The sequence below is a fragment of the Enterobacter quasiroggenkampii genome, assembly GCF_043972695.1.
In the GTDB taxonomy this organism is placed as follows: Bacteria; Pseudomonadota; Gammaproteobacteria; order Enterobacterales; family Enterobacteriaceae; genus Enterobacter; species Enterobacter quasiroggenkampii.
In genome coordinates this window covers 149682-169407 of record NZ_CP143745.1, presented here as the reverse complement: position 1 = coordinate 169407, position 19726 = coordinate 149682, and the positions used below count along the sequence as shown (strand labels likewise).

Here is a 19726-nt window from a genome sequence, read left to right as displayed (position 1 = left end):
ACGAGGAATCAAATGGCTCGTACAACACCCATCGCACGCTACCGTAACATCGGTATCAGTGCGCACATCGACGCCGGTAAAACCACTACTACCGAACGTATTCTGTTCTACACCGGTGTAAACCACAAAATCGGTGAAGTTCATGACGGCGCAGCCACCATGGACTGGATGGAACAGGAGCAGGAGCGTGGTATCACTATCACCTCCGCAGCGACTACTGCATTCTGGTCAGGTATGGCTAAGCAGTACGAACCGCATCGCGTAAACATCATCGACACCCCAGGGCACGTTGACTTCACCATCGAAGTAGAACGTTCCATGCGTGTTCTTGACGGCGCGGTAATGGTTTATTGCGCAGTTGGTGGTGTTCAGCCACAGTCTGAAACCGTATGGCGTCAGGCGAACAAATATAAAGTTCCACGCATCGCGTTCGTTAACAAAATGGACCGTATGGGTGCTAACTTCCTGAAAGTTGTTGGTCAGATCAAAACCCGTCTGGGCGCGAACCCTGTTCCGCTGCAGCTGGCAATTGGTGCTGAAGAAGGCTTCACCGGCGTTATCGACCTGGTGAAAATGAAAGCCATCAACTGGAACGATGCAGACCAGGGCGTTACCTTCGAATACGAAGATATCCCAGCTGCAATGCAGGACCTGGCTGACGAATGGCACCAGAACCTGATCGAATCCGCTGCTGAAGCTTCTGAAGAGCTGATGGAGAAATACCTGGGTGGTGAAGAACTGACTGAAGAAGAGATCAAAAAAGCTCTGCGTCAGCGCGTTCTGAACAACGAAATCATCCTGGTAACCTGTGGTTCTGCGTTCAAGAACAAAGGTGTTCAGGCGATGCTGGATGCGGTAGTTGACTACCTGCCATCCCCAGTTGACGTTCCTGCGATCAACGGCATCCTGGACGACGGTAAAGATACCCCGGCTGAGCGTCACGCAAGCGACGAAGAGCCATTCTCTGCACTGGCGTTCAAAATTGCTACCGACCCATTCGTGGGTAACCTGACCTTCTTCCGCGTTTACTCTGGTGTGGTTAACTCCGGTGACACCATCCTGAACTCCGTGAAAGCGGCGCGTGAGCGTTTTGGCCGTATCGTACAGATGCACGCTAACAAACGTGAAGAGATCAAAGAAGTTCGTGCGGGCGACATCGCTGCAGCTATCGGTCTGAAAGACGTGACCACTGGTGACACCCTGTGTGACCCGGATCACCCGATCATTCTGGAGCGTATGGAATTCCCAGAGCCGGTAATCTCCATCGCAGTTGAACCAAAAACCAAAGCTGACCAGGAAAAAATGGGTCTGGCTCTGGGCCGTCTGGCGAAAGAAGACCCATCATTCCGCGTATGGACTGATGAAGAATCTAACCAGACCATCATCGCTGGTATGGGTGAACTGCACCTGGACATCATCGTTGACCGTATGAAGCGTGAATTCAACGTTGAAGCGAACGTGGGTAAACCTCAGGTTGCTTACCGCGAAGCGATTCGCGCGAAAGTTACCGACATTGAAGGTAAACACGCTAAGCAGTCTGGTGGTCGCGGTCAGTACGGTCACGTTGTGATCGACATGTACCCACTGGAGCCGGGCTCTAACCCGAAAGGTTACGAGTTCATCAACGACATCAAAGGTGGTGTAATTCCTGGCGAATACATCCCAGCCGTTGATAAAGGCATCCAGGAACAGCTGAAAGCGGGCCCTCTGGCTGGCTATCCGGTTGTTGACATGGGTGTTCGTCTGCACTTCGGTTCTTACCACGACGTTGACTCCTCTGAACTGGCGTTTAAACTGGCTGCGTCTATTGCCTTTAAAGAAGGCTTTAAGAAAGCAAAACCAGTTCTGCTTGAGCCAATCATGAAGGTTGAAGTAGAAACTCCTGAAGAGAACACCGGTGACGTTATCGGTGACTTGAGCCGTCGTCGCGGTATGCTGCGTGGTCAGGAATCCGAAGTAACTGGCGTTAAGATCCACGCTGAAGTTCCGCTGTCTGAAATGTTCGGATATGCAACTCAGCTGCGTTCTCTGACCAAAGGTCGTGCATCATACACCATGGAATTCCTGAAGTATGATGATGCGCCTAACAACGTTGCTCAGGCCGTTATTGAAGCCCGTGGTAAGTAATCCACAGGATTAAAACCTAAGTCCCGTGCTCTCTCCACAGGGGAGAGCACTATAGTAAGGAATATAGCCGTGTCTAAAGAAAAATTTGAACGTACAAAACCGCACGTCAACGTTGGTACTATCGGCCACGTTGACCATGGTAAAACTACCCTGACTGCTGCAATCACTACCGTTCTGGCTAAAACCTACGGTGGTTCTGCTCGTGCATTCGACCAGATCGATAACGCACCAGAAGAAAAAGCTCGTGGTATCACCATCAACACCTCTCACGTTGAGTACGACACCCCGACTCGCCACTACGCACACGTAGACTGCCCAGGCCACGCCGACTATGTTAAAAACATGATCACCGGTGCTGCGCAGATGGACGGCGCGATCCTGGTTGTTGCTGCGACTGACGGCCCAATGCCTCAGACTCGTGAGCACATCCTGCTGGGTCGTCAGGTAGGCGTTCCTTTCATCATCGTGTTCCTGAACAAATGCGACATGGTTGATGACGAAGAGCTGCTGGAACTGGTAGAGATGGAAGTTCGTGAACTGCTGTCTCAGTACGATTTCCCAGGCGACGATACCCCAATCGTTCGTGGTTCTGCTCTGAAAGCGCTGGAAGGCGAAGCTGAGTGGGAAGCGAAAATCATCGAACTGGCTGGCTTCCTGGATTCTTACATCCCAGAACCAGAGCGTGCGATTGACAAGCCATTCCTGCTGCCAATCGAAGACGTATTCTCCATCTCCGGTCGTGGTACCGTTGTTACCGGTCGTGTAGAGCGCGGTATCATCAAAGTTGGTGAAGAAGTTGAAATCGTTGGTATCAAAGAGACTGCGAAGTCTACCTGTACTGGCGTTGAAATGTTCCGCAAACTGCTGGACGAAGGCCGTGCTGGTGAGAACGTTGGTGTTCTGCTGCGTGGTATCAAACGTGAAGAAATCGAACGTGGTCAGGTTCTGGCTAAGCCAGGCTCAATCAAGCCACACACCAAGTTCGAATCTGAAGTGTACATCCTGTCCAAAGACGAAGGCGGCCGTCATACTCCGTTCTTCAAAGGCTACCGTCCACAGTTCTACTTCCGTACTACTGACGTGACCGGTACCATCGAACTGCCAGAAGGCGTTGAGATGGTAATGCCAGGCGACAACATCAAGATGGTTGTGACTCTGATCCACCCAATCGCGATGGACGACGGTCTGCGTTTCGCAATCCGTGAAGGCGGCCGTACCGTTGGCGCGGGCGTTGTTGCTAAAGTTCTGGGCTAATTAATTATCCCCGAATAAAAAAAGGACGCTTCGGCGTCCTTTTTTGTTTTCTGCCGCTCAGGCGTTGTCACAAAATTTCGCATTTTTTGCCTGCTCCCGCCCCGCATTCTGGCGTTTGTGCTATTGTAATCATAACCATTCTCACTTACACTTTGCGCATAATTTGAACGGGAGTTTCTATGTACGTTTGTTTATGTAATGGTGTAAGCGACAAAAAAATACGTCAGGCCGTTCGCCAGTTTCAGCCCCAGTCATTCCAGCAGCTTCGCAAATTTGTTCCGGTGGGAAATCAATGCGGTAAATGTGTACGTGCTGCGCGAGAGATCATGCAGGACGAACTGATGCAGATCCCGGAATACAAAGAGATCGCGTAAGCGCCCATCTTTTTTTTGACATCCCTGTAGCCCGATCTACGCTTCAATGAGTGGAAGCGGAGGGACTATATAATGAAAGGTGATGTTAAAATCATAAGTTATCTCAATAAATTATTGGGAAATGAGCTTGTCGCAATCAACCAGTATTTTCTTCACGCGAGAATGTTCAAAAACTGGGGACTCAAACGTTTAAACGACGTTGAGTACCATGAATCTATAGATGAGATGAAACACGCTGATAAATATATCGAGCGTATTTTATTCCTTGAAGGCATTCCAAACCTGCAGGATCTCGGCAAGCTGGGTATCGGAGAAGATGTCGAAGAGATGCTGCGTTCCGACCTCAGGCTGGAACTTGAAGGCGCTAAAGATCTCCGTGAAGCCATTGCCTATGCTGACAGCGTACATGACTACGTCAGCCGCGATATGATGATCCAGATCCTGGCCGATGAAGAAGGGCATATTGACTGGCTGGAAACAGAGCTGGATCTCATTGCTAAAATTGGCCTGCAAAACTATCTTCAGTCACAGATTAAAGTGGAAGAATAAGCAACGTCTTCCAGCCTACGCATAAACCCGCTGCTGCCAGAAATGGCCCAAAAGGCAGCGGGTTTTTTATTGCCTTCTTATCAGGGCGAATGAACGAAAAGACAAGAATGCAAAGAAGCGCCATCAGCGCCGCGAGTAACGCCAGCATTGGCAGTACGCACCAGCCGTGCCATGCACCAAGCGCCGCCAGGTATTTCACATCGCCATATCCCATACCTTCACGCCGGCAGATAAACCAGTAGCCCCAGTAAATAACGGCAAAGCCAATATATCCAGCCATCGCACCCGCCACCGCGCTCGGCAGAAATTCAGGTTGGATACAGAGCTGGAAGAGCAGCCCAGCCCATAGCAGCGGGCAGAGAAATTTATCGGGAAGCAGACCGTAGCGAATATCGGCATGTACCAGTAAGGCAGTCAGTGAAAGATAGATCAGCAGAAAGGGGAGGGAGGTTAGCATGTAAAAGGCCTCAAACGGGTTTGAGCGCATAGTCGTTATAATCGGCCTGTCCGGCAATGCACAAAAAACGAAGATGCGTAGCGGCTCGAAACAAACCATCGCCGCAGAATACATTGCATAAAACGTTGCGCGCTCTTACGCACCCTGCGACATTGGCGCTTAATTTCTAAACGGCACTTGCGTCTTGCCCAGATTTACGTATAATGCGCGGGCTTGTCGTAATTGACGGCGGGTTCAATCAGAACCAGAGTAGCTCATTTTGTTACTCAACAATGCTCCCAATTGGGGAGCTACGTAAGAACGGTTACACTCTCCCATCAATCGTAATGGGTTTGAGGAGTAATCATTTTCGTTTATAAAATAATTGGAGCTCTGGTCTCATGCAGAACCAAAGAATCCGTATCCGCCTTAAAGCGTTTGATCATCGTCTGATCGATCAATCAACCGCGGAAATCGTCGAGACTGCTAAGCGCACTGGTGCGCAAGTCCGTGGTCCGATCCCGCTGCCGACCCGCAAAGAGCGCTTCACCGTTCTGATCTCTCCGCACGTTAACAAAGACGCGCGCGATCAGTACGAAATCCGCACTCACAAGCGTCTGGTTGACATCGTTGAGCCAACTGAGAAAACCGTTGATGCTCTGATGCGTCTGGATCTGGCTGCCGGTGTAGACGTGCAGATCAGCCTGGGTTAATCAGGTCATCGAGCGATTGAGAGGTTGAAACAATGATTGGTTTAGTCGGTAAAAAAGTGGGTATGACCCGCATCTTCACTGAAGATGGCGTTTCTATCCCAGTAACCGTAATCGAAGTTGAAGCAAACCGCGTTACTCAGGTTAAAGATCTGGCTAACGATGGCTACCGCGCTATTCAGGTTACCACTGGTGCTAAAAAAGCTAACCGTGTAACCAAACCAGAAGCGGGTCACTTCGCTAAAGCTGGCGTAGAAGCTGGCCGTGGTCTGTGGGAATTCCGTCTTGCTGAAGGCGAAGAGTTCACCGTAGGTCAGGACATTAGCGTTGAGCTGTTTGCTGACGTTAAAAAAGTTGACGTAACCGGTACCTCTAAAGGTAAAGGTTTTGCTGGTACCGTTAAGCGCTGGAACTTCCGTACCCAGGACGCTACCCACGGTAACTCCTTGTCTCACCGCGTTCCGGGTTCTATCGGTCAGAACCAGACTCCGGGCAAAGTGTTCAAAGGCAAGAAAATGGCAGGTCAGCTGGGCAACGAACGTGTAACCGTTCAGAGCCTGGACGTAGTACGTGTTGACGCTGAGCGCAACCTGCTGCTGGTTAAAGGTGCGGTCCCGGGTGCAACCGGTAGCGACCTGATCGTTAAACCAGCTGTGAAGGCGTAAGGGGATAGCAATGGAATTAGTATTGAAAGACGCGCAGAGCGCGCTGACTGTTTCCGAAACTACCTTCGGTCGTGATTTCAACGAAGCGCTGGTTCACCAGGTTGTTGTTGCTTATGCAGCTGGTGCTCGTCAGGGTACTCGTGCTCAGAAGACTCGTGCTGAAGTAACTGGTTCTGGCAAAAAGCCATGGCGCCAGAAAGGTACCGGCCGTGCGCGTTCAGGTTCTATCAAGAGCCCGATCTGGCGTTCAGGTGGCGTGACCTTCGCTGCACGTCCACAGGACCACAGTCAAAAAGTTAACAAAAAGATGTACCGCGGCGCGCTGAAAAGCATCCTGTCCGAACTGGTACGTCAGGATCGTCTGATCGTTGTCGAGAAGTTCTCTGTTGAAGCGCCTAAAACTAAGCTGCTGGCACAGAAACTGAAAGACATGGCTCTGGAAGATGTGCTGATCATCACCGGTGAGCTGGACGAGAACCTGTTCCTGGCCGCACGTAACCTGCACAAGGTTGACGTACGCGATGCGACTGGTATCGACCCGGTTAGCCTGATCGCCTTCGACAAAGTCGTAATGACTGCTGATGCTGTTAAGCAAGTTGAGGAGATGCTGGCATGATTCGTGAAGAACGTCTGCTGAAGGTGCTTCGCGCACCGCACGTTTCTGAAAAAGCGTCTACTGCGATGGAAAAAACAAACACCATCGTTCTCAAAGTTGCTAAAGACGCGACCAAAGCAGAGATCAAAGCTGCTGTGCAGAAACTGTTTGAAGTCGAAGTCGAAGTCGTTAACACCCTGGTAGTTAAAGGGAAAGTTAAACGTCACGGACAGCGTATCGGTCGTCGTAGCGACTGGAAAAAAGCTTACGTCACCCTGAAAGAAGGCCAGAATCTGGACTTCGTTGGCGGCGCTGAGTAAGTCGGAGGAGTAATACAATGGCAGTTGTTAAATGTAAACCGACATCTCCGGGTCGTCGCCACGTAGTTAAAGTGGTTAACCCTGAGCTGCACAAGGGCAAACCTTTTGCTCCGTTGCTGGAAAAAAACAGCAAATCCGGTGGTCGTAACAACAATGGCCGTATCACCACTCGTCACATCGGTGGTGGCCACAAGCAGGCTTATCGTATTGTTGACTTCAAACGCAACAAAGACGGTATCCCAGCAGTTGTTGAACGTCTTGAGTACGATCCGAACCGTTCCGCGAACATCGCGCTGGTTCTGTACAAAGATGGCGAACGCCGTTACATTCTGGCCCCTAAAGGCCTGAAAGCTGGCGACCAGATTCAGTCTGGCGTTGATGCTGCAATCAAAGCAGGCAACACCCTGCCGATGCGCAATATCCCGGTTGGTTCTACCGTTCATAACGTAGAAATGAAACCAGGTAAAGGCGGTCAGCTGGCGCGTTCCGCGGGTACTTACGTTCAGATCGTTGCGCGTGATGGTGCTTATGTCACCCTGCGTCTGCGTTCTGGTGAAATGCGTAAAGTCGAAGCAGACTGCCGCGCTACTCTGGGCGAAGTTGGCAATGCTGAGCATATGCTGCGCGTTCTGGGTAAAGCAGGTGCTGCACGCTGGCGTGGTGTTCGTCCTACCGTTCGCGGTACTGCGATGAACCCAGTCGACCACCCACATGGTGGTGGTGAAGGTCGTAACTTTGGTAAGCACCCGGTATCTCCGTGGGGCGTTCAGACCAAAGGTAAGAAGACCCGCAGCAACAAGCGTACTGATAAATTTATCGTACGTCGCCGTAGCAAATAATTTTAGAGGATAAGCCATGCCACGTTCTCTCAAGAAAGGTCCTTTTATTGACCTGCACTTGCTGAAGAAGGTAGAGAAAGCGGTGGAAAGCGGAGACAAGAAGCCCCTGCGCACTTGGTCCCGTCGTTCAACGATCTTTCCTAACATGATCGGTTTGACCATCGCTGTCCATAATGGTCGTCAGCACGTTCCAGTCTTTGTTACCGACGAAATGGTTGGTCACAAACTGGGTGAATTCGCACCGACTCGTACTTATCGCGGCCACGCTGCTGATAAAAAAGCGAAGAAGAAATAAGGTAGGAGGAAGAGATGGAAACTTTAGCTCAACATCGCCATGCTCGTTCTTCTGCACAGAAGGTTCGCCTTGTTGCTGACCTGATTCGCGGTAAGAAAGTGTCGCAGGCCCTGGACATCCTGACCTATACCAACAAGAAAGCTGCGGTATTGGTCAAGAAAGTACTGGAATCTGCCATTGCTAACGCTGAACACAACGATGGCGCTGACATCGACGATCTGAAAGTCGCGAAAATTTTCGTAGATGAAGGCCCAAGCATGAAGCGCATTATGCCGCGTGCGAAAGGTCGTGCAGATCGCATCCTGAAGCGCACCAGCCACATTACTGTGGTTGTGTCCGATCGCTGAGACTCTGGAGACTAGCAATGGGTCAGAAAGTACATCCTAATGGTATTCGCCTGGGTATTGTAAAACCATGGAACTCTACCTGGTTTGCGAACACCAAAGAATTCGCTGACAACCTGGACAGCGATTTTAAAGTACGTCAGTACCTGACTAAGGAACTGGCTAAAGCGTCTGTATCTCGTATCGTTATCGAGCGTCCAGCGAAGAGCATCCGTGTGACTATTCACACTGCTCGTCCTGGCATCGTTATCGGTAAGAAAGGCGAAGACGTAGAAAAACTGCGCAAGGTCGTAGCGGATATCGCTGGCGTTCCTGCACAGATCAATATCGCTGAAGTTCGTAAGCCTGAACTGGACGCTAAATTGGTTGCTGACAGCATCACTTCTCAGCTGGAACGTCGTGTTATGTTCCGTCGTGCTATGAAGCGTGCTGTACAGAACGCAATGCGTCTGGGCGCTAAAGGTATCAAAGTTGAAGTTAGCGGCCGTCTGGGCGGCGCGGAAATCGCACGTACCGAATGGTACCGTGAAGGTCGCGTACCGCTGCACACTCTGCGTGCTGACATCGACTACAACACCTCTGAAGCGCACACCACTTACGGTGTAATCGGCGTTAAGGTATGGATCTTCAAAGGTGAGATCCTGGGTGGTATGGCTGCTGTTGAACAACCGGAAAAACCGGCTGCTCAACCTAAAAAGCAGCAGCGTAAAGGCCGTAAATAAGGAGCGTCGCTGATGTTACAACCAAAGCGTACAAAATTCCGTAAAGTGCACAAAGGCCGCAACCGTGGTCTGGCGCAGGGTACGGATGTTAGCTTCGGCACTTTCGGTCTGAAAGCTGTTGGCCGTGGTCGTCTGACTGCACGTCAGATCGAAGCAGCACGTCGTGCAATGACCCGTGCAGTTAAGCGTCAAGGTAAGATCTGGATCCGTGTATTCCCGGACAAACCGATCACCGAGAAGCCGCTGGAAGTTCGTATGGGTAAAGGTAAAGGTAACGTGGAGTACTGGGTTGCCTTGATCCAACCGGGCAAAGTCCTTTATGAAATGGACGGTGTTCCGGAAGAGCTGGCCCGTGAAGCCTTCGGCCTGGCAGCAGCGAAACTGCCTATCAAAACCACCTTTGTAACTAAGACGGTGATGTAATGAAAGCAAAAGAGCTGCGTGAAAAAAGCGTTGAAGAGCTGAACGCTGAGCTGCTGAACCTGCTGCGTGAGCAGTTCAACCTGCGTATGCAGGCTGCAAGTGGCCAGCTGCAACAGACTCACCTGCTGAAGCAAGTGCGTCGCAATGTTGCACGCGTTAAGACTTTACTGACTCAGAAGGCGGGTGCGTAATGACCGATAAAATCCGTACTCTGCAAGGTCGTGTTGTTAGCGACAAAATGGAGAAATCCATTGTTGTAGCTATCGAACGTATTGTGAAACACCCGATCTACGGTAAATTCATCAAGCGTACGACCAAACTGCACGTACATGACGAGAACAACGAATGTGGTATCGGCGACAAGGTTGAAATCCGTGAATGCCGTCCACTGTCCAAGACTAAGTCCTGGACGCTGGTTCGCGTTGTAGAGAAAGCGGTTCTGTAATACAGTACGCCTTCTCAATACGAATAAACGGCTCAGCGATGAGCCGTTTATTTTTTCTACCCATATTGCAGAAGCGGTGTTATAATGCCGCGCCCTCGATATGGGGCTTTTTAACGGCTCTGATTTTAGAGTCTCAGGTAGTAGTTGACATTAGCGGAGCACTAAAATGATCCAAGAACAGACTATGCTGAACGTCGCCGACAACTCCGGTGCACGTCGCGTAATGTGTATCAAGGTTCTGGGTGGCTCGCACCGTCGCTACGCAGGCGTAGGCGACATCATCAAGATCACCATCAAGGAAGCAATTCCACGTGGTAAGGTCAAAAAAGGTGATGTGCTGAAGGCGGTAGTGGTGCGCACCAAGAAGGGTGTTCGTCGCCCTGACGGTTCTGTCATTCGCTTCGATGGTAATGCATGCGTTATTTTAAACAATAACAGCGAGCAGCCTATCGGCACGCGTATCTTTGGGCCGGTAACTCGTGAACTTCGTACTGAGAAGTTCATGAAAATTATCTCTCTGGCACCAGAAGTACTCTAAGGAGCGAATCATGGCAGCGAAAATCCGTCGTGATGACGAAGTTATCGTGTTAACCGGTAAAGATAAAGGTAAACGCGGTAAAGTAAAAAATGTTCTGTCTTCCGGCAAACTTGTCGTTGAAGGTATCAACCTGGTTAAGAAACATCAGAAGCCGGTTCCGGCCCTGAACCAACCAGGTGGCATCGTTGAAAAAGAAGCTGCTATTCAGGTTTCTAACGTTGCAATCTTCAATGCGGCTACCGGCAAGGCTGACCGTGTAGGCTTTAGATTCGAAGACGGCAAAAAAGTCCGTTTCTTCAAGTCTAACAGCGAAACTATCAAGTAATTTGGAGTAGTACGATGGCGAAACTGCATGATTACTACAAAGACGAAGTAGTTAAGAAACTCATGACCGAGTTTAACTACAATTCTGTCATGCAAGTCCCTCGGGTCGAGAAGATCACCCTGAACATGGGTGTTGGTGAAGCGATCGCTGACAAGAAACTGCTGGATAACGCAGCAGCTGACCTGACAGCAATCTCCGGTCAAAAACCGCTGATCACCAAAGCACGCAAATCTGTTGCAGGCTTCAAAATCCGTCAGGGCTATCCGATCGGCTGTAAAGTAACTCTGCGTGGCGAACGCATGTGGGAGTTCTTTGAGCGCCTGATCACTATTGCTGTTCCACGTATCCGTGACTTCCGTGGCTTGTCCGCTAAGTCTTTCGACGGTCGTGGTAACTACAGCATGGGTGTCCGTGAGCAGATCATCTTCCCAGAAATCGACTACGATAAAGTCGACCGCGTGCGTGGTTTGGATATTACCATTACCACTACTGCGAAATCTGACGAAGAAGGCCGTGCTCTGCTGGCTGCCTTTGACTTCCCGTTCCGCAAGTAAGGTAGGGTTACTGAATGGCTAAGCAATCAATGAAAGCACGCGAAGTAAAGCGCGTAGCTTTAGCTGATAAATTCTTCGCTAAACGCGCTGAACTGAAAGCGATCATTTCTGATGTGAACGCTTCCGACGAAGATCGTTGGAATGCGGTTCTCAAGCTGCAGTCTCTGCCGCGTGATTCCAGCCCGTCTCGTCAGCGTAACCGCTGTCGTCAAACAGGTCGTCCACATGGTTATGTGGGCAAGTTTGGGTTGAGCCGTATCAAACTGCGTGAAGCCGCTATGCGCGGTGAAGTGCCAGGCTTGAAAAAGGCTAGCTGGTAATTACCAATTGAATCACGGGAGTAAAGACAGATGAGCATGCAAGATCCGATCGCGGATATGCTGACCCGTATCCGTAACGGTCAGGCCGCGAACAAAGTTGCGGTCACCATGCCTTCCGCCAAGCTGAAAGTGGCAATTGCCAACGTGCTGAAGGAAGAAGGTTTTATCGAAGATTTTAAAGTTGAAGGCGACACCAAGCCGGAACTGGAACTTACTCTCAAGTATTTCCAGGGTAAAGCTGTTGTAGAAAGCATTCAGCGTGTCAGCCGCCCAGGCCTGCGCATCTATAAGAAAAAAGATGAGCTGCCAAAAGTTATGGCTGGTCTTGGTATCGCAGTTGTTTCTACCTCTAAAGGTGTTATGACTGATCGTGCAGCGCGCCAGGCTGGTCTTGGTGGCGAAATTATCTGCTACGTAGCCTAATCGGAGGAAAGAATGTCTCGTGTTGCTAAAGCACCGGTCGTTATTCCTGCCGGCGTTGATGTAAAAATCGACGGTCAGGTTATTACGATCAAAGGTAAAAACGGCGAGCTGACTCGTACCCTCAACAAAGCTGTTGAAGTTAAACATGCAGATAACGCTCTGACCTTCGGTCCACGTGATGGTTTCGTGGATGGATGGGCTCAGGCTGGTACCGCGCGTGCCCTGCTGAACTCAATGGTTGTTGGTGTTACCGAAGGCTTCACTAAAAAGCTTCAGCTGGTTGGTGTAGGTTATCGTGCAGCTATCAAAGGGAATGCAGTAGGCCTGTCTCTGGGCTTCTCACACCCTGTTGAGCATCCGCTGCCGGCCGGTATCACTGCAGAATGCCCGACTCAAACTGAAATCGTGCTGAAAGGCGCTGATAAACAGCTGATCGGTCAGGTTGCAGCAGATCTGCGCGCCTACCGTCGTCCTGAGCCTTACAAAGGCAAGGGTGTTCGTTACGCCGACGAAGTCGTGCGTACCAAAGAGGCTAAGAAGAAGTAAGGTAACACTATGGATAAGAAATCTGCTCGTATCCGTCGTGCGACCCGCGCACGCCGCAAGCTCAAAGAGCTGGGTGCAACTCGCCTGGTGGTACATCGTACCCCGCGTCATATTTACGCACAGGTAATTGCACCGAACGGTTCTGAAGTTCTGGTAGCTGCTTCTACTGTAGAAAAAGCTATCTCAGAACAATTGAAGTACACCGGTAACAAAGACGCCGCTGCAGCTGTAGGTAAAGCTGTTGCTGAACGCGCTCTGGAAAAAGGCATCAGCAATGTTTCCTTTGACCGTTCCGGGTTCCAATATCATGGTCGTGTCCAGGCACTGGCAGATGCTGCCCGTGAAGCTGGCCTTCAGTTCTAAGGTAGAGGTGTAAGATGGCTCACATCGAAAAACAGGCTGGCGAACTGCAGGAAAAGCTGATCGCGGTAAACCGCGTATCTAAAACCGTTAAAGGTGGTCGTATTTTCTCCTTCACAGCTCTGACTGTAGTAGGCGATGGTAACGGTCGCGTTGGTTTTGGTTACGGTAAAGCGCGTGAAGTTCCAGCAGCGATCCAGAAAGCGATGGAAAAAGCCCGTCGCAACATGATTAACGTCGCGCTGAACAACGGCACCCTGCAGCACCCAGTTAAAGGTGTTCACACGGGTTCTCGTGTATTCATGCAGCCAGCTTCAGAAGGTACCGGTATCATCGCCGGTGGTGCAATGCGCGCCGTTCTGGAAGTTGCTGGGGTTCATAACGTTCTGGCTAAAGCATATGGTTCCACCAACCCGATCAACGTGGTTCGTGCAACTATTGATGGCCTGGAAAATATGAATTCTCCAGAAATGGTCGCTGCCAAGCGTGGTAAATCCGTTGAAGAAATTCTGGGGTAATTGACCATGGCAAAGACTATTAAAATCACTCAAACCCGCAGTGCAATCGGTCGTCTGCCGAAACACAAGGCAACGCTGCTTGGCCTGGGTCTGCGTCGTATTGGTCATACCGTTGAGCGCGAGGATACTCCTGCTGTTCGTGGTATGGTCAACGCGGTTTACTTCATGGTTAAAGTTGAGGAGTAAGAGATGCGTTTAAATACTCTGTCTCCGGCCGAAGGCTCTAAAAAGGCGGGTAAACGCCTGGGTCGTGGTATCGGTTCTGGCCTCGGCAAAACCGGTGGTCGTGGTCACAAAGGTCAGAACTCTCGTTCTGGCGGTGGCGTACGTCGCGGTTTCGAGGGTGGCCAGATGCCACTGTACCGTCGTCTGCCGAAGTTCGGCTTCACCTCTCGCAAAGCAGCGATCACAGCGGAAATCCGTCTGTCTGACCTGGCGAAAGTTGAAGGCGGCGTTGTAGACCTGAACACGCTGAAAGCAGCAAACATTATCGGTATCCAGATCGAGTTCGCGAAAGTGATCCTGGCTGGTGAAGTTTCTACTCCGGTAACTGTTCGTGGCCTGCGTGTTACTAAAGGTGCTCGTGCTGCTATCGAAGCTGCTGGCGGTAAAATTGAGGAATAAGTAGCAGATGGCTAAGCAACCGGGATTAGATTTTCAAAGTGCCAAAGGTGGATTTGGCGAGCTGAAACGCAGACTGCTGTTTGTTATCGGCGCGCTGATTGTGTTCCGTATTGGCTCTTTTATTCCGATCCCTGGTATCGATGCCGCTGTACTTGCCAAACTGCTTGAGCAACAGCGAGGCACCATCATTGAAATGTTCAACATGTTCTCTGGTGGTGCTCTCAGCCGTGCTTCTATCTTCGCATTGGGTATTATGCCGTACATTTCGGCATCTATTATTATCCAGCTGCTGACGGTCGTTCATCCGGCCCTGGCAGAGTTGAAGAAAGAAGGGGAGTCTGGACGTCGTAAGATTAGTCAGTACACCCGTTACGGTACTCTGGTGCTGGCAATATTCCAGTCGATCGGTATTGCTACCGGTCTGCCGAATATGCCTGGTATGCAGGGCCTGGTGTTAAACCCGGGCTTTGCATTCTACTTCACCGCTGTTGTAAGTCTGGTCACAGGGACAATGTTCCTGATGTGGCTCGGCGAACAGATTACTGAGCGTGGTATCGGTAACGGTATCTCAATCATTATCTTCGCCGGTATTGTTGCGGGCCTCCCGCCAGCCATCGCCCACACTATCGAGCAAGCGCGTCAAGGCGACCTGCACTTCCTCCTGTTGCTGTTGGTTGCAGTATTAGTATTTGCAGTGACGTTCTTTGTTGTCTTCGTTGAACGTGGTCAACGCCGCATTGTGGTGAACTACGCTAAACGTCAGCAAGGTCGTCGTGTCTATGCTGCACAGAGCACACATTTACCGCTGAAAGTGAACATGGCGGGGGTTATCCCGGCTATCTTCGCTTCCAGTATTATTCTGTTCCCGGCGACCATCGCGTCATGGTTCGGGGGCGGTACTGGTTGGAACTGGCTGACAACAATTTCGCTGTATTTGCAGCCTGGGCAACCACTTTATGTGTTACTCTATGCGTCTGCGATCATCTTCTTCTGTTTCTTCTACACGGCGTTGGTCTTCAACCCGCGTGAAACAGCAGATAACCTGAAGAAGTCCGGTGCATTTGTACCAGGAATTCGTCCGGGAGAGCAAACGGCGAAGTATATCGATAAAGTAATGACCCGCCTGACTTTGGTTGGTGCGCTCTATATTACTTTTATCTGCCTGATCCCGGAGTTCATGCGTGATGCAATGAAAGTACCGTTCTACTTCGGTGGGACCTCACTGCTTATCGTTGTTGTCGTGATTATGGACTTTATGGCTCAAGTGCAAACTCTGATGATGTCCAGTCAGTATGAGTCTGCATTGAAGAAGGCGAACCTGAAAGGCTACGGCCGCTAATTGGTCGCCTGAGAAGTTACGGAGAGTAAAAATGAAAGTTCGTGCTTCCGTCAAGAAATTATGCCGTAACTGCAAAATCGTTAAGCGTGATGGTGTCATCCGTGTGATTTGCAGTGCCGAGCCGAAGCATAAACAGCGCCAAGGCTGATTATTTCGCATATTTTTCTTGCAAAGTTGGGTTGAGCTGGCTAGATTAGCCAGCCAATCTTTTGTATGTCTGTACGTTTCCATTTGAGTATCCTGAAAACGGGCTTTTCAGCATGGTGCGTACATATTAAATAGTAGGAGTGCATAGTGGCCCGTATAGCAGGCATTAACATTCCTGATCAGAAACATGCTGTGATCGCATTAACTTCGATCTACGGCGTCGGCAAGACCCGTTCTAAAGCCATTCTGGCTGCAGCGGGTATCGCTGAAGATGTTAAGATCAGTGAGCTGTCTGAAGAACAAATCGACACGCTGCGTGACGAAGTTGCCAAATTTGTCGTTGAAGGTGATCTGCGCCGTGAAATCAGCATGAGCATCAAGCGCCTGATGGATCTTGGTTGCTATCGCGGTTTGCGTCATCGTCGTGGTCTGCCAGTGCGCGGTCAGCGTACTAAGACCAACGCACGTACCCGTAAGGGTCCGCGCAAACCGATCAAGAAATAATCGGGGTGATTGAATAATGGCAAAGGCACCAGTTCGTGCACGTAAACGTGTAAGAAAACAAGTCTCTGACGGCGTGGCTCATATCCATGCTTCTTTCAACAACACCATCGTTACTATTACTGATCGTCAGGGTAACGCATTGGGTTGGGCAACAGCCGGTGGTTCCGGTTTCCGTGGTTCTCGCAAATCCACTCCGTTCGCAGCTCAGGTTGCAGCAGAGCGTTGCGCTGAAGCCGTAAAAGAATACGGCATCAAGAATCTGGAAGTTATGGTTAAAGGTCCGGGTCCGGGTCGTGAATCTACTGTTCGCGCTCTGAACGCCGCTGGTTTCCGCATCACGAATATTACTGATGTGACTCCGATCCCTCATAACGGTTGTCGTCCGCCGAAAAAACGTCGCGTATAACGCTCCGTTTTTTAGGTTAGTTGGAGATAGAAAATGGCAAGATATTTGGGTCCTAAGCTCAAGCTGAGCCGTCGTGAGGGCACCGACTTATTCCTTAAGTCTGGCGTTCGCGCGATCGATACCAAGTGTAAAATTGAACAAGCTCCTGGCCAGCACGGTGCGCGTAAACCGCGTCTGTCTGACTATGGTGTGCAGTTGCGTGAAAAGCAAAAAGTTCGCCGTATGTACGGTGTGCTGGAGCGTCAGTTCCGTAACTACTATAAAGAAGCAGCACGTCTGAAAGGCAACACAGGTGAAAACCTGCTGGCTCTGCTGGAAGGTCGTCTGGACAACGTTGTATACCGTATGGGCTTCGGCGCTACTCGTGCTGAATCACGTCAGCTGGTTAGCCACAAAGCAATCATGGTAAACGGTCGTGTTGTTAACATCGCTTCTTATCAGGTTAAAGCGAATGACGTTGTTAGCATTCGTGAGAAAGCGAAAAAGCAATCTCGCGTGAAGGCCGCTCTGGAGCTGGCTGAGCAGCGTGAAAAGCCAACCTGGCTGGAAGTTGATGCTGGCAAGATGGAAGGTACGTTCAAGCGTCAGCCAGAACGTTCTGATCTGTCTGCGGACATTAACGAACACCTGATCGTCGAGCTTTACTCCAAGTAAAGCTTAGTACCAAAGAGAGGACACAATGCAGGGTTCTGTGACAGAGTTTCTAAAACCGCGCCTGGTAGATATCGAGCAAGTGAGTTCGACGCACGCCAAGGTGACCCTTGAGCCTTTAGAGCGTGGCTTTGGCCATACTCTGGGTAACGCACTGCGCCGTATTCTGCTCTCATCGATGCCGGGTTGCGCGGTGACCGAGGTTGAGATTGATGGTGTACTTCATGAGTACAGCACCAAAGAAGGCGTTCAGGAAGATATCCTTGAAATCCTGCTCAACCTGAAAGGGCTGGCGGTGAGAGTTCAGGGTAAAGATGAAGTTATTCTTACTCTGAATAAATCTGGCATTGGCCCTGTGACTGCAGCCGACATCACCCACGACGGTGATGTTGAAATCGTCAAGCCGCAGCACGTGATCTGCCACCTGACCGATGAGAACGCAGCAATTAGCATGCGTATCAAAGTTCAGCGCGGTCGTGGTTATGTGCCGGCTTCTGCCCGAATTCATTCGGAAGAAGATGAGCGCCCAATCGGCCGTCTGCTGGTCGACGCATGCTACAGCCCTGTAGAGCGTATTGCCTACAATGTTGAAGCAGCGCGTGTAGAACAGCGTACCGACCTGGACAAGCTGGTCATCGAAATGGAAACCAACGGCACAATCGATCCTGAAGAGGCGATTCGTCGTGCGGCAACCATCCTGGCAGAACAACTGGAAGCTTTCGTTGACTTACGTGATGTACGTCAGCCGGAAGTGAAAGAAGAGAAACCAGAATTCGATCCGATCCTGCTGCGCCCTGTTGACGATCTCGAATTGACTGTCCGCTCTGCTAACTGCCTCAAGGCAGAAGCTATCCACTATATCGGTGATCTGGTACAGCGTACCGAGGTTGAGTTGCTGAAAACGCCGAACCTGGGTAAAAAATCTCTTACTGAGATTAAAGACGTGCTGGCTTCACGTGGTCTGTCTCTGGGCATGCGCCTGGAAAACTGGCCACCGGCAAGCATTGCTGACGAGTAACCGGATCACAGGTTAAGGTTTTACTGAGAAGGATAAGGTCATGCGCCATCGTAAGAGTGGTCGTCAACTGAACCGCAACAGCAGCCATCGCCAGGCTATGTTCCGCAACATGGCAGGTTCACTGGTTCGTCATGAGATCATCAAGACGACCCTGCCTAAAGCGAAAGAGCTGCGTCGCGTAGTTGAGCCGCTGATTACTCTTGCCAAGACTGACAGCGTTGCTAATCGTCGTCTGGCATTCGCCCGTACTCGTGATAACGAGATCGTGGCAAAACTGTTTAACGAACTGGGCCCGCGTTTCGCGAGCCGTGCCGGTGGTTACACTCGCATTCTGAAGTGTGGTTTCCGTGCAGGCGACAACGCGCCGATGGCTTACATCGAGCTGGTTGATCGTTCAGAGAAAGCAGAAGCTGCTGCAGAGTAATCTGCAGTAACGTAAAAAAACCCGCTCCGGCGGGTTTTTTTATATCCGCGATATCCCCACTTCTCTACAATGTTTTTATCAATTCTGTTCATCCTCTGGAGCTGGTAATGTGGTTGCTCGACCAGTGGGCAGAACGCCATATTCGCGATGCCCAAAAAAAAGGTGAATTCGACGATCTTCCGGGACGCGGCGAACCCCTTGTGCTTGACGATGACTCGCACATTGCGCCTGAACTACGGGCGGGCTACCGTTTACTGAAAAATGCAGGCTGTCTCCCACCGGAACTTGAACAGCGAAGAGAGGCTGTTGAACTGGCCGATCTACTGAAAGGGATCCGTCAGGACGATCCGCGACATTCTGAACTGAGCCGCCGTCTGGCCCTGCTTGAACTTAAGCTGCGCCAGGCAGGAATGAACACTGACTTTCTGCACGGTGAATACGGTGAAAGCTTGTTGCGGAAAATTAACGAGGGGTAGTTATGTACCGTATCGGTGAACTTGCGAAGCTCGCTAACGTCACGCCGGATACCATCCGATATTACGAAAAGCAGCAGATGATCGACCATGAAGTCCGTACTGAAGGTGGCTTTCGACTTTATACCGATAACGATCTGCAGCGCCTGCGGTTTATTCGTTATGCGCGCCAGCTCGGTTTCACATTAGACTCGATCCGCGAGCTATTATCGATCCGCATCGATCCGGCACATCACACCTGCCAGGAGTCTAAAAGCATTGTGCAGGCCCGGCTGGATGAAGTGGAAGCACGCATTCAGGAACTGCAGACCATGCAGCGCTCTCTGCAAAGGCTGAATGATGCTTGTTGCGGCACGGCCCACAGCAGTATTTATTGTTCCATACTGGAAGCCCTTGAACAGGGGGCCAGTGGAGAAACCGAGGACTGTTGATTTTTAGTCCATCCGGATCTAGACTCC

The 19726-nt window shown here is 50.6% G+C and carries 35 protein-coding genes; 34 read left to right on the top strand and 1 reads right to left on the bottom strand.

Annotated features, from left to right (window positions below; all coding sequences use genetic code 11):
• Nucleotides 1-12 precede the first annotated feature (12 nt).
• The 4 genes from fusA (at nucleotide 13) to bfr (ending at nucleotide 4304) form a co-directional block, all read left to right on the top strand.
• Nucleotides 13-2127: an elongation factor G gene (gene fusA, locus V1572_RS00915; RefSeq protein ID WP_008503004.1), complete on the top strand. Its 2115-nt coding sequence runs from the start codon at nucleotides 13-15 to the stop codon at nucleotides 2125-2127.
• Between the two features lie 69 nt (nucleotides 2128-2196).
• Complete coding sequence (gene tuf, locus V1572_RS00910) at nucleotides 2197-3381, top strand: elongation factor Tu (RefSeq protein ID WP_014068448.1); 1185 nt, start codon at nucleotides 2197-2199, stop codon at nucleotides 3379-3381.
• A 179-nt stretch (nucleotides 3382-3560) separates the two neighbouring features.
• Nucleotides 3561-3755: a bacterioferritin-associated ferredoxin gene (gene bfd, locus V1572_RS00905; protein ID WP_008503493.1), complete on the top strand. Its 195-nt coding sequence runs from the start codon at nucleotides 3561-3563 to the stop codon at nucleotides 3753-3755.
• Between the two features lie 72 nt (nucleotides 3756-3827).
• A complete protein-coding gene (bfr, locus tag V1572_RS00900) occupies nucleotides 3828-4304 on the top strand; it encodes a bacterioferritin (protein WP_008503492.1) in 477 nt (158 codons plus the stop codon).
• Here bfr and V1572_RS00895 read toward each other — a convergent pair.
• Entirely contained in the window at nucleotides 4288-4761 is a 474-nt protein-coding gene (locus V1572_RS00895; protein ID WP_196347496.1) for an A24 family peptidase, read from the bottom strand. The genes bfr and V1572_RS00895 overlap by 17 nt on opposite strands.
• Nucleotides 4762-5141: 380 nt before the next feature.
• Between V1572_RS00895 and rpsJ the strand changes: the two genes are divergently transcribed.
• From rpsJ to zntR, 30 genes are all read left to right on the top strand, one after another.
• The gene (rpsJ, locus tag V1572_RS00890; protein ID WP_001181005.1) at nucleotides 5142-5453 is read left to right on the top strand and encodes a 30S ribosomal protein S10; all 312 of its coding nucleotides are present in this window, start codon (nucleotides 5142-5144) and stop codon (nucleotides 5451-5453) included.
• Between the two features lie 32 nt (nucleotides 5454-5485).
• Nucleotides 5486-6115, top strand: a complete 630-nt coding sequence (gene rplC, locus V1572_RS00885; protein ID WP_003863274.1) for a 50S ribosomal protein L3 — start codon at nucleotides 5486-5488, stop codon at nucleotides 6113-6115.
• 10 nt (nucleotides 6116-6125) lie between these two features.
• Nucleotides 6126-6731: a 50S ribosomal protein L4 gene (gene rplD, locus V1572_RS00880; RefSeq protein WP_000424395.1), complete on the top strand. Its 606-nt coding sequence runs from the start codon at nucleotides 6126-6128 to the stop codon at nucleotides 6729-6731.
• The gene (rplW, locus tag V1572_RS00875; protein ID WP_000617546.1) at nucleotides 6728-7030 is read left to right on the top strand and encodes a 50S ribosomal protein L23; all 303 of its coding nucleotides are present in this window, start codon (nucleotides 6728-6730) and stop codon (nucleotides 7028-7030) included. The genes rplD and rplW overlap by 4 nt, the downstream gene beginning before the upstream one ends.
• A 17-nt stretch (nucleotides 7031-7047) precedes the next feature.
• On the top strand, nucleotides 7048-7869 hold the full coding sequence (gene rplB / locus V1572_RS00870) for a 50S ribosomal protein L2 (protein WP_008457150.1): 822 nt from the start codon (nucleotides 7048-7050) through the stop codon (nucleotides 7867-7869).
• A 16-nt stretch (nucleotides 7870-7885) separates the two neighbouring features.
• Entirely contained in the window at nucleotides 7886-8164 is a 279-nt protein-coding gene (gene rpsS, locus V1572_RS00865) for a 30S ribosomal protein S19 (RefSeq protein ID WP_001138117.1), read from the top strand.
• 14 nt (nucleotides 8165-8178) lie between these two features.
• A complete protein-coding gene (gene rplV / locus V1572_RS00860) occupies nucleotides 8179-8511 on the top strand; it encodes a 50S ribosomal protein L22 (protein WP_002919773.1) in 333 nt (110 codons plus the stop codon).
• A 17-nt stretch (nucleotides 8512-8528) separates the two neighbouring features.
• On the top strand, nucleotides 8529-9230 hold the full coding sequence (gene rpsC / locus V1572_RS00855; protein WP_000529945.1) for a 30S ribosomal protein S3: 702 nt from the start codon (nucleotides 8529-8531) through the stop codon (nucleotides 9228-9230).
• Between the two features lie 12 nt (nucleotides 9231-9242).
• On the top strand, nucleotides 9243-9653 hold the full coding sequence (rplP, locus tag V1572_RS00850; protein ID WP_002919759.1) for a 50S ribosomal protein L16: 411 nt from the start codon (nucleotides 9243-9245) through the stop codon (nucleotides 9651-9653).
• Nucleotides 9653-9844 (top strand): 50S ribosomal protein L29, encoded by a 192-nt coding sequence (gene rpmC / locus V1572_RS00845; RefSeq protein WP_003863282.1) that lies wholly within the window; start codon nucleotides 9653-9655, stop codon nucleotides 9842-9844. The genes rplP and rpmC overlap by 1 nt, the downstream gene beginning before the upstream one ends.
• Nucleotides 9844-10098 (top strand): 30S ribosomal protein S17, encoded by a 255-nt coding sequence (rpsQ, locus tag V1572_RS00840; protein WP_008503489.1) that lies wholly within the window; start codon nucleotides 9844-9846, stop codon nucleotides 10096-10098. The genes rpmC and rpsQ overlap by 1 nt, the downstream gene beginning before the upstream one ends.
• A gap of 166 nt (nucleotides 10099-10264) precedes the next feature.
• Entirely contained in the window at nucleotides 10265-10636 is a 372-nt protein-coding gene (gene rplN, locus V1572_RS00835; protein WP_002919748.1) for a 50S ribosomal protein L14, read from the top strand.
• A 10-nt stretch (nucleotides 10637-10646) separates the two neighbouring features.
• A complete protein-coding gene (gene rplX, locus V1572_RS00830) occupies nucleotides 10647-10961 on the top strand; it encodes a 50S ribosomal protein L24 (protein WP_003863287.1) in 315 nt (104 codons plus the stop codon).
• Nucleotides 10962-10975: 14 nt separating this feature from the next.
• Complete coding sequence (rplE, locus tag V1572_RS00825) at nucleotides 10976-11515, top strand: 50S ribosomal protein L5 (protein WP_001096202.1); 540 nt, start codon at nucleotides 10976-10978, stop codon at nucleotides 11513-11515.
• Nucleotides 11516-11529: 14 nt separating this feature from the next.
• Nucleotides 11530-11835 (top strand): 30S ribosomal protein S14, encoded by a 306-nt coding sequence (gene rpsN / locus V1572_RS00820; protein ID WP_003863291.1) that lies wholly within the window; start codon nucleotides 11530-11532, stop codon nucleotides 11833-11835.
• Between the two features lie 30 nt (nucleotides 11836-11865).
• Nucleotides 11866-12258: a 30S ribosomal protein S8 gene (gene rpsH, locus V1572_RS00815; protein WP_006178918.1), complete on the top strand. Its 393-nt coding sequence runs from the start codon at nucleotides 11866-11868 to the stop codon at nucleotides 12256-12258.
• Between the two features lie 12 nt (nucleotides 12259-12270).
• On the top strand, nucleotides 12271-12804 hold the full coding sequence (gene rplF, locus V1572_RS00810) for a 50S ribosomal protein L6 (RefSeq protein WP_003863296.1): 534 nt from the start codon (nucleotides 12271-12273) through the stop codon (nucleotides 12802-12804).
• 9 nt (nucleotides 12805-12813) lie between these two features.
• Nucleotides 12814-13167, top strand: coding sequence for a 50S ribosomal protein L18 (gene rplR, locus V1572_RS00805; protein ID WP_003863297.1), 354 nt, complete (start codon nucleotides 12814-12816; stop codon nucleotides 13165-13167).
• 14 nt (nucleotides 13168-13181) lie between these two features.
• Nucleotides 13182-13682 carry a 30S ribosomal protein S5 gene (rpsE, locus tag V1572_RS00800; protein WP_003863299.1) on the top strand — a complete coding sequence of 167 codons (501 nt, stop codon included), beginning with the start codon at nucleotides 13182-13184 and terminating at the stop codon, nucleotides 13680-13682.
• Between the two features lie 6 nt (nucleotides 13683-13688).
• Nucleotides 13689-13868 carry a 50S ribosomal protein L30 gene (gene rpmD / locus V1572_RS00795; protein WP_003863301.1) on the top strand — a complete coding sequence of 60 codons (180 nt, stop codon included), beginning with the start codon at nucleotides 13689-13691 and terminating at the stop codon, nucleotides 13866-13868.
• 3 nt (nucleotides 13869-13871) lie between these two features.
• The gene (gene rplO, locus V1572_RS00790; protein WP_003863304.1) at nucleotides 13872-14306 is read left to right on the top strand and encodes a 50S ribosomal protein L15; all 435 of its coding nucleotides are present in this window, start codon (nucleotides 13872-13874) and stop codon (nucleotides 14304-14306) included.
• A 7-nt stretch (nucleotides 14307-14313) separates the two neighbouring features.
• A complete protein-coding gene (gene secY / locus V1572_RS00785; protein WP_003863305.1) occupies nucleotides 14314-15645 on the top strand; it encodes a preprotein translocase subunit SecY in 1332 nt (443 codons plus the stop codon).
• A gap of 31 nt (nucleotides 15646-15676) precedes the next feature.
• Nucleotides 15677-15793 carry a 50S ribosomal protein L36 gene (rpmJ, locus tag V1572_RS00780; RefSeq protein WP_000868187.1) on the top strand — a complete coding sequence of 39 codons (117 nt, stop codon included), beginning with the start codon at nucleotides 15677-15679 and terminating at the stop codon, nucleotides 15791-15793.
• 146 nt (nucleotides 15794-15939) lie between these two features.
• Nucleotides 15940-16296 carry a 30S ribosomal protein S13 gene (rpsM, locus tag V1572_RS00775; protein WP_003863308.1) on the top strand — a complete coding sequence of 119 codons (357 nt, stop codon included), beginning with the start codon at nucleotides 15940-15942 and terminating at the stop codon, nucleotides 16294-16296.
• A 16-nt stretch (nucleotides 16297-16312) separates the two neighbouring features.
• Nucleotides 16313-16702: a 30S ribosomal protein S11 gene (gene rpsK / locus V1572_RS00770; RefSeq protein ID WP_003863312.1), complete on the top strand. Its 390-nt coding sequence runs from the start codon at nucleotides 16313-16315 to the stop codon at nucleotides 16700-16702.
• Nucleotides 16703-16735: 33 nt separating this feature from the next.
• The gene (rpsD, locus tag V1572_RS00765; RefSeq protein ID WP_004868345.1) at nucleotides 16736-17356 is read left to right on the top strand and encodes a 30S ribosomal protein S4; all 621 of its coding nucleotides are present in this window, start codon (nucleotides 16736-16738) and stop codon (nucleotides 17354-17356) included.
• Nucleotides 17357-17381: 25 nt separating this feature from the next.
• The gene (locus V1572_RS00760; protein WP_002919219.1) at nucleotides 17382-18371 is read left to right on the top strand and encodes a DNA-directed RNA polymerase subunit alpha; all 990 of its coding nucleotides are present in this window, start codon (nucleotides 17382-17384) and stop codon (nucleotides 18369-18371) included.
• Nucleotides 18372-18411: 40 nt separating this feature from the next.
• Nucleotides 18412-18795, top strand: a complete 384-nt coding sequence (rplQ, locus tag V1572_RS00755; RefSeq protein ID WP_001216368.1) for a 50S ribosomal protein L17 — start codon at nucleotides 18412-18414, stop codon at nucleotides 18793-18795.
• Between the two features lie 107 nt (nucleotides 18796-18902).
• Nucleotides 18903-19271, top strand: a complete 369-nt coding sequence (locus V1572_RS00750) for a DUF1992 domain-containing protein (RefSeq protein WP_045909532.1) — start codon at nucleotides 18903-18905, stop codon at nucleotides 19269-19271.
• Between the two features lie 2 nt (nucleotides 19272-19273).
• Entirely contained in the window at nucleotides 19274-19699 is a 426-nt protein-coding gene (gene zntR, locus V1572_RS00745) for a Zn(2+)-responsive transcriptional regulator (RefSeq protein ID WP_021242972.1), read from the top strand.
• Nucleotides 19700-19726 lie beyond the last annotated feature (27 nt).

Coding starts and splice junctions, on each gene's coding strand:
- fusA (WP_008503004.1), top strand. CDS start 13: ATGGCTCGTACAACACCCATCGCACGCTACCGTAACATCGGTATCAGT.
- bfd (WP_008503493.1), top strand. CDS start 3,561: ATGTACGTTTGTTTATGTAATGGTGTAAGCGACAAAAAAATACGTCAG.
- bfr (WP_008503492.1), top strand. CDS start 3,828: ATGAAAGGTGATGTTAAAATCATAAGTTATCTCAATAAATTATTGGGA.
- V1572_RS00895 (WP_196347496.1), bottom strand. CDS start 4,761: ATGCTAACCTCCCTCCCCTTTCTGCTGATCTATCTTTCACTGACTGCC.
- rpsJ (WP_001181005.1), top strand. CDS start 5,142: ATGCAGAACCAAAGAATCCGTATCCGCCTTAAAGCGTTTGATCATCGT.
- rplC (WP_003863274.1), top strand. CDS start 5,486: ATGATTGGTTTAGTCGGTAAAAAAGTGGGTATGACCCGCATCTTCACT.
- rplD (WP_000424395.1), top strand. CDS start 6,126: ATGGAATTAGTATTGAAAGACGCGCAGAGCGCGCTGACTGTTTCCGAA.
- rplW (WP_000617546.1), top strand. CDS start 6,728: ATGATTCGTGAAGAACGTCTGCTGAAGGTGCTTCGCGCACCGCACGTT.
- rplB (WP_008457150.1), top strand. CDS start 7,048: ATGGCAGTTGTTAAATGTAAACCGACATCTCCGGGTCGTCGCCACGTA.
- rpsS (WP_001138117.1), top strand. CDS start 7,886: ATGCCACGTTCTCTCAAGAAAGGTCCTTTTATTGACCTGCACTTGCTG.
- rplV (WP_002919773.1), top strand. CDS start 8,179: ATGGAAACTTTAGCTCAACATCGCCATGCTCGTTCTTCTGCACAGAAG.
- rpsC (WP_000529945.1), top strand. CDS start 8,529: ATGGGTCAGAAAGTACATCCTAATGGTATTCGCCTGGGTATTGTAAAA.
- rplP (WP_002919759.1), top strand. CDS start 9,243: ATGTTACAACCAAAGCGTACAAAATTCCGTAAAGTGCACAAAGGCCGC.
- rpmC (WP_003863282.1), top strand. CDS start 9,653: ATGAAAGCAAAAGAGCTGCGTGAAAAAAGCGTTGAAGAGCTGAACGCT.
- rpsQ (WP_008503489.1), top strand. CDS start 9,844: ATGACCGATAAAATCCGTACTCTGCAAGGTCGTGTTGTTAGCGACAAA.
- rplN (WP_002919748.1), top strand. CDS start 10,265: ATGATCCAAGAACAGACTATGCTGAACGTCGCCGACAACTCCGGTGCA.
- rplX (WP_003863287.1), top strand. CDS start 10,647: ATGGCAGCGAAAATCCGTCGTGATGACGAAGTTATCGTGTTAACCGGT.
- rplE (WP_001096202.1), top strand. CDS start 10,976: ATGGCGAAACTGCATGATTACTACAAAGACGAAGTAGTTAAGAAACTC.
- rpsN (WP_003863291.1), top strand. CDS start 11,530: ATGGCTAAGCAATCAATGAAAGCACGCGAAGTAAAGCGCGTAGCTTTA.
- rpsH (WP_006178918.1), top strand. CDS start 11,866: ATGAGCATGCAAGATCCGATCGCGGATATGCTGACCCGTATCCGTAAC.
- rplF (WP_003863296.1), top strand. CDS start 12,271: ATGTCTCGTGTTGCTAAAGCACCGGTCGTTATTCCTGCCGGCGTTGAT.
- rplR (WP_003863297.1), top strand. CDS start 12,814: ATGGATAAGAAATCTGCTCGTATCCGTCGTGCGACCCGCGCACGCCGC.
- rpsE (WP_003863299.1), top strand. CDS start 13,182: ATGGCTCACATCGAAAAACAGGCTGGCGAACTGCAGGAAAAGCTGATC.
- rpmD (WP_003863301.1), top strand. CDS start 13,689: ATGGCAAAGACTATTAAAATCACTCAAACCCGCAGTGCAATCGGTCGT.
- rplO (WP_003863304.1), top strand. CDS start 13,872: ATGCGTTTAAATACTCTGTCTCCGGCCGAAGGCTCTAAAAAGGCGGGT.
- secY (WP_003863305.1), top strand. CDS start 14,314: ATGGCTAAGCAACCGGGATTAGATTTTCAAAGTGCCAAAGGTGGATTT.
- rpmJ (WP_000868187.1), top strand. CDS start 15,677: ATGAAAGTTCGTGCTTCCGTCAAGAAATTATGCCGTAACTGCAAAATC.
- rpsK (WP_003863312.1), top strand. CDS start 16,313: ATGGCAAAGGCACCAGTTCGTGCACGTAAACGTGTAAGAAAACAAGTC.
- rpsD (WP_004868345.1), top strand. CDS start 16,736: ATGGCAAGATATTTGGGTCCTAAGCTCAAGCTGAGCCGTCGTGAGGGC.
- V1572_RS00760 (WP_002919219.1), top strand. CDS start 17,382: ATGCAGGGTTCTGTGACAGAGTTTCTAAAACCGCGCCTGGTAGATATC.
- rplQ (WP_001216368.1), top strand. CDS start 18,412: ATGCGCCATCGTAAGAGTGGTCGTCAACTGAACCGCAACAGCAGCCAT.
- V1572_RS00750 (WP_045909532.1), top strand. CDS start 18,903: ATGTGGTTGCTCGACCAGTGGGCAGAACGCCATATTCGCGATGCCCAA.
- zntR (WP_021242972.1), top strand. CDS start 19,274: ATGTACCGTATCGGTGAACTTGCGAAGCTCGCTAACGTCACGCCGGAT.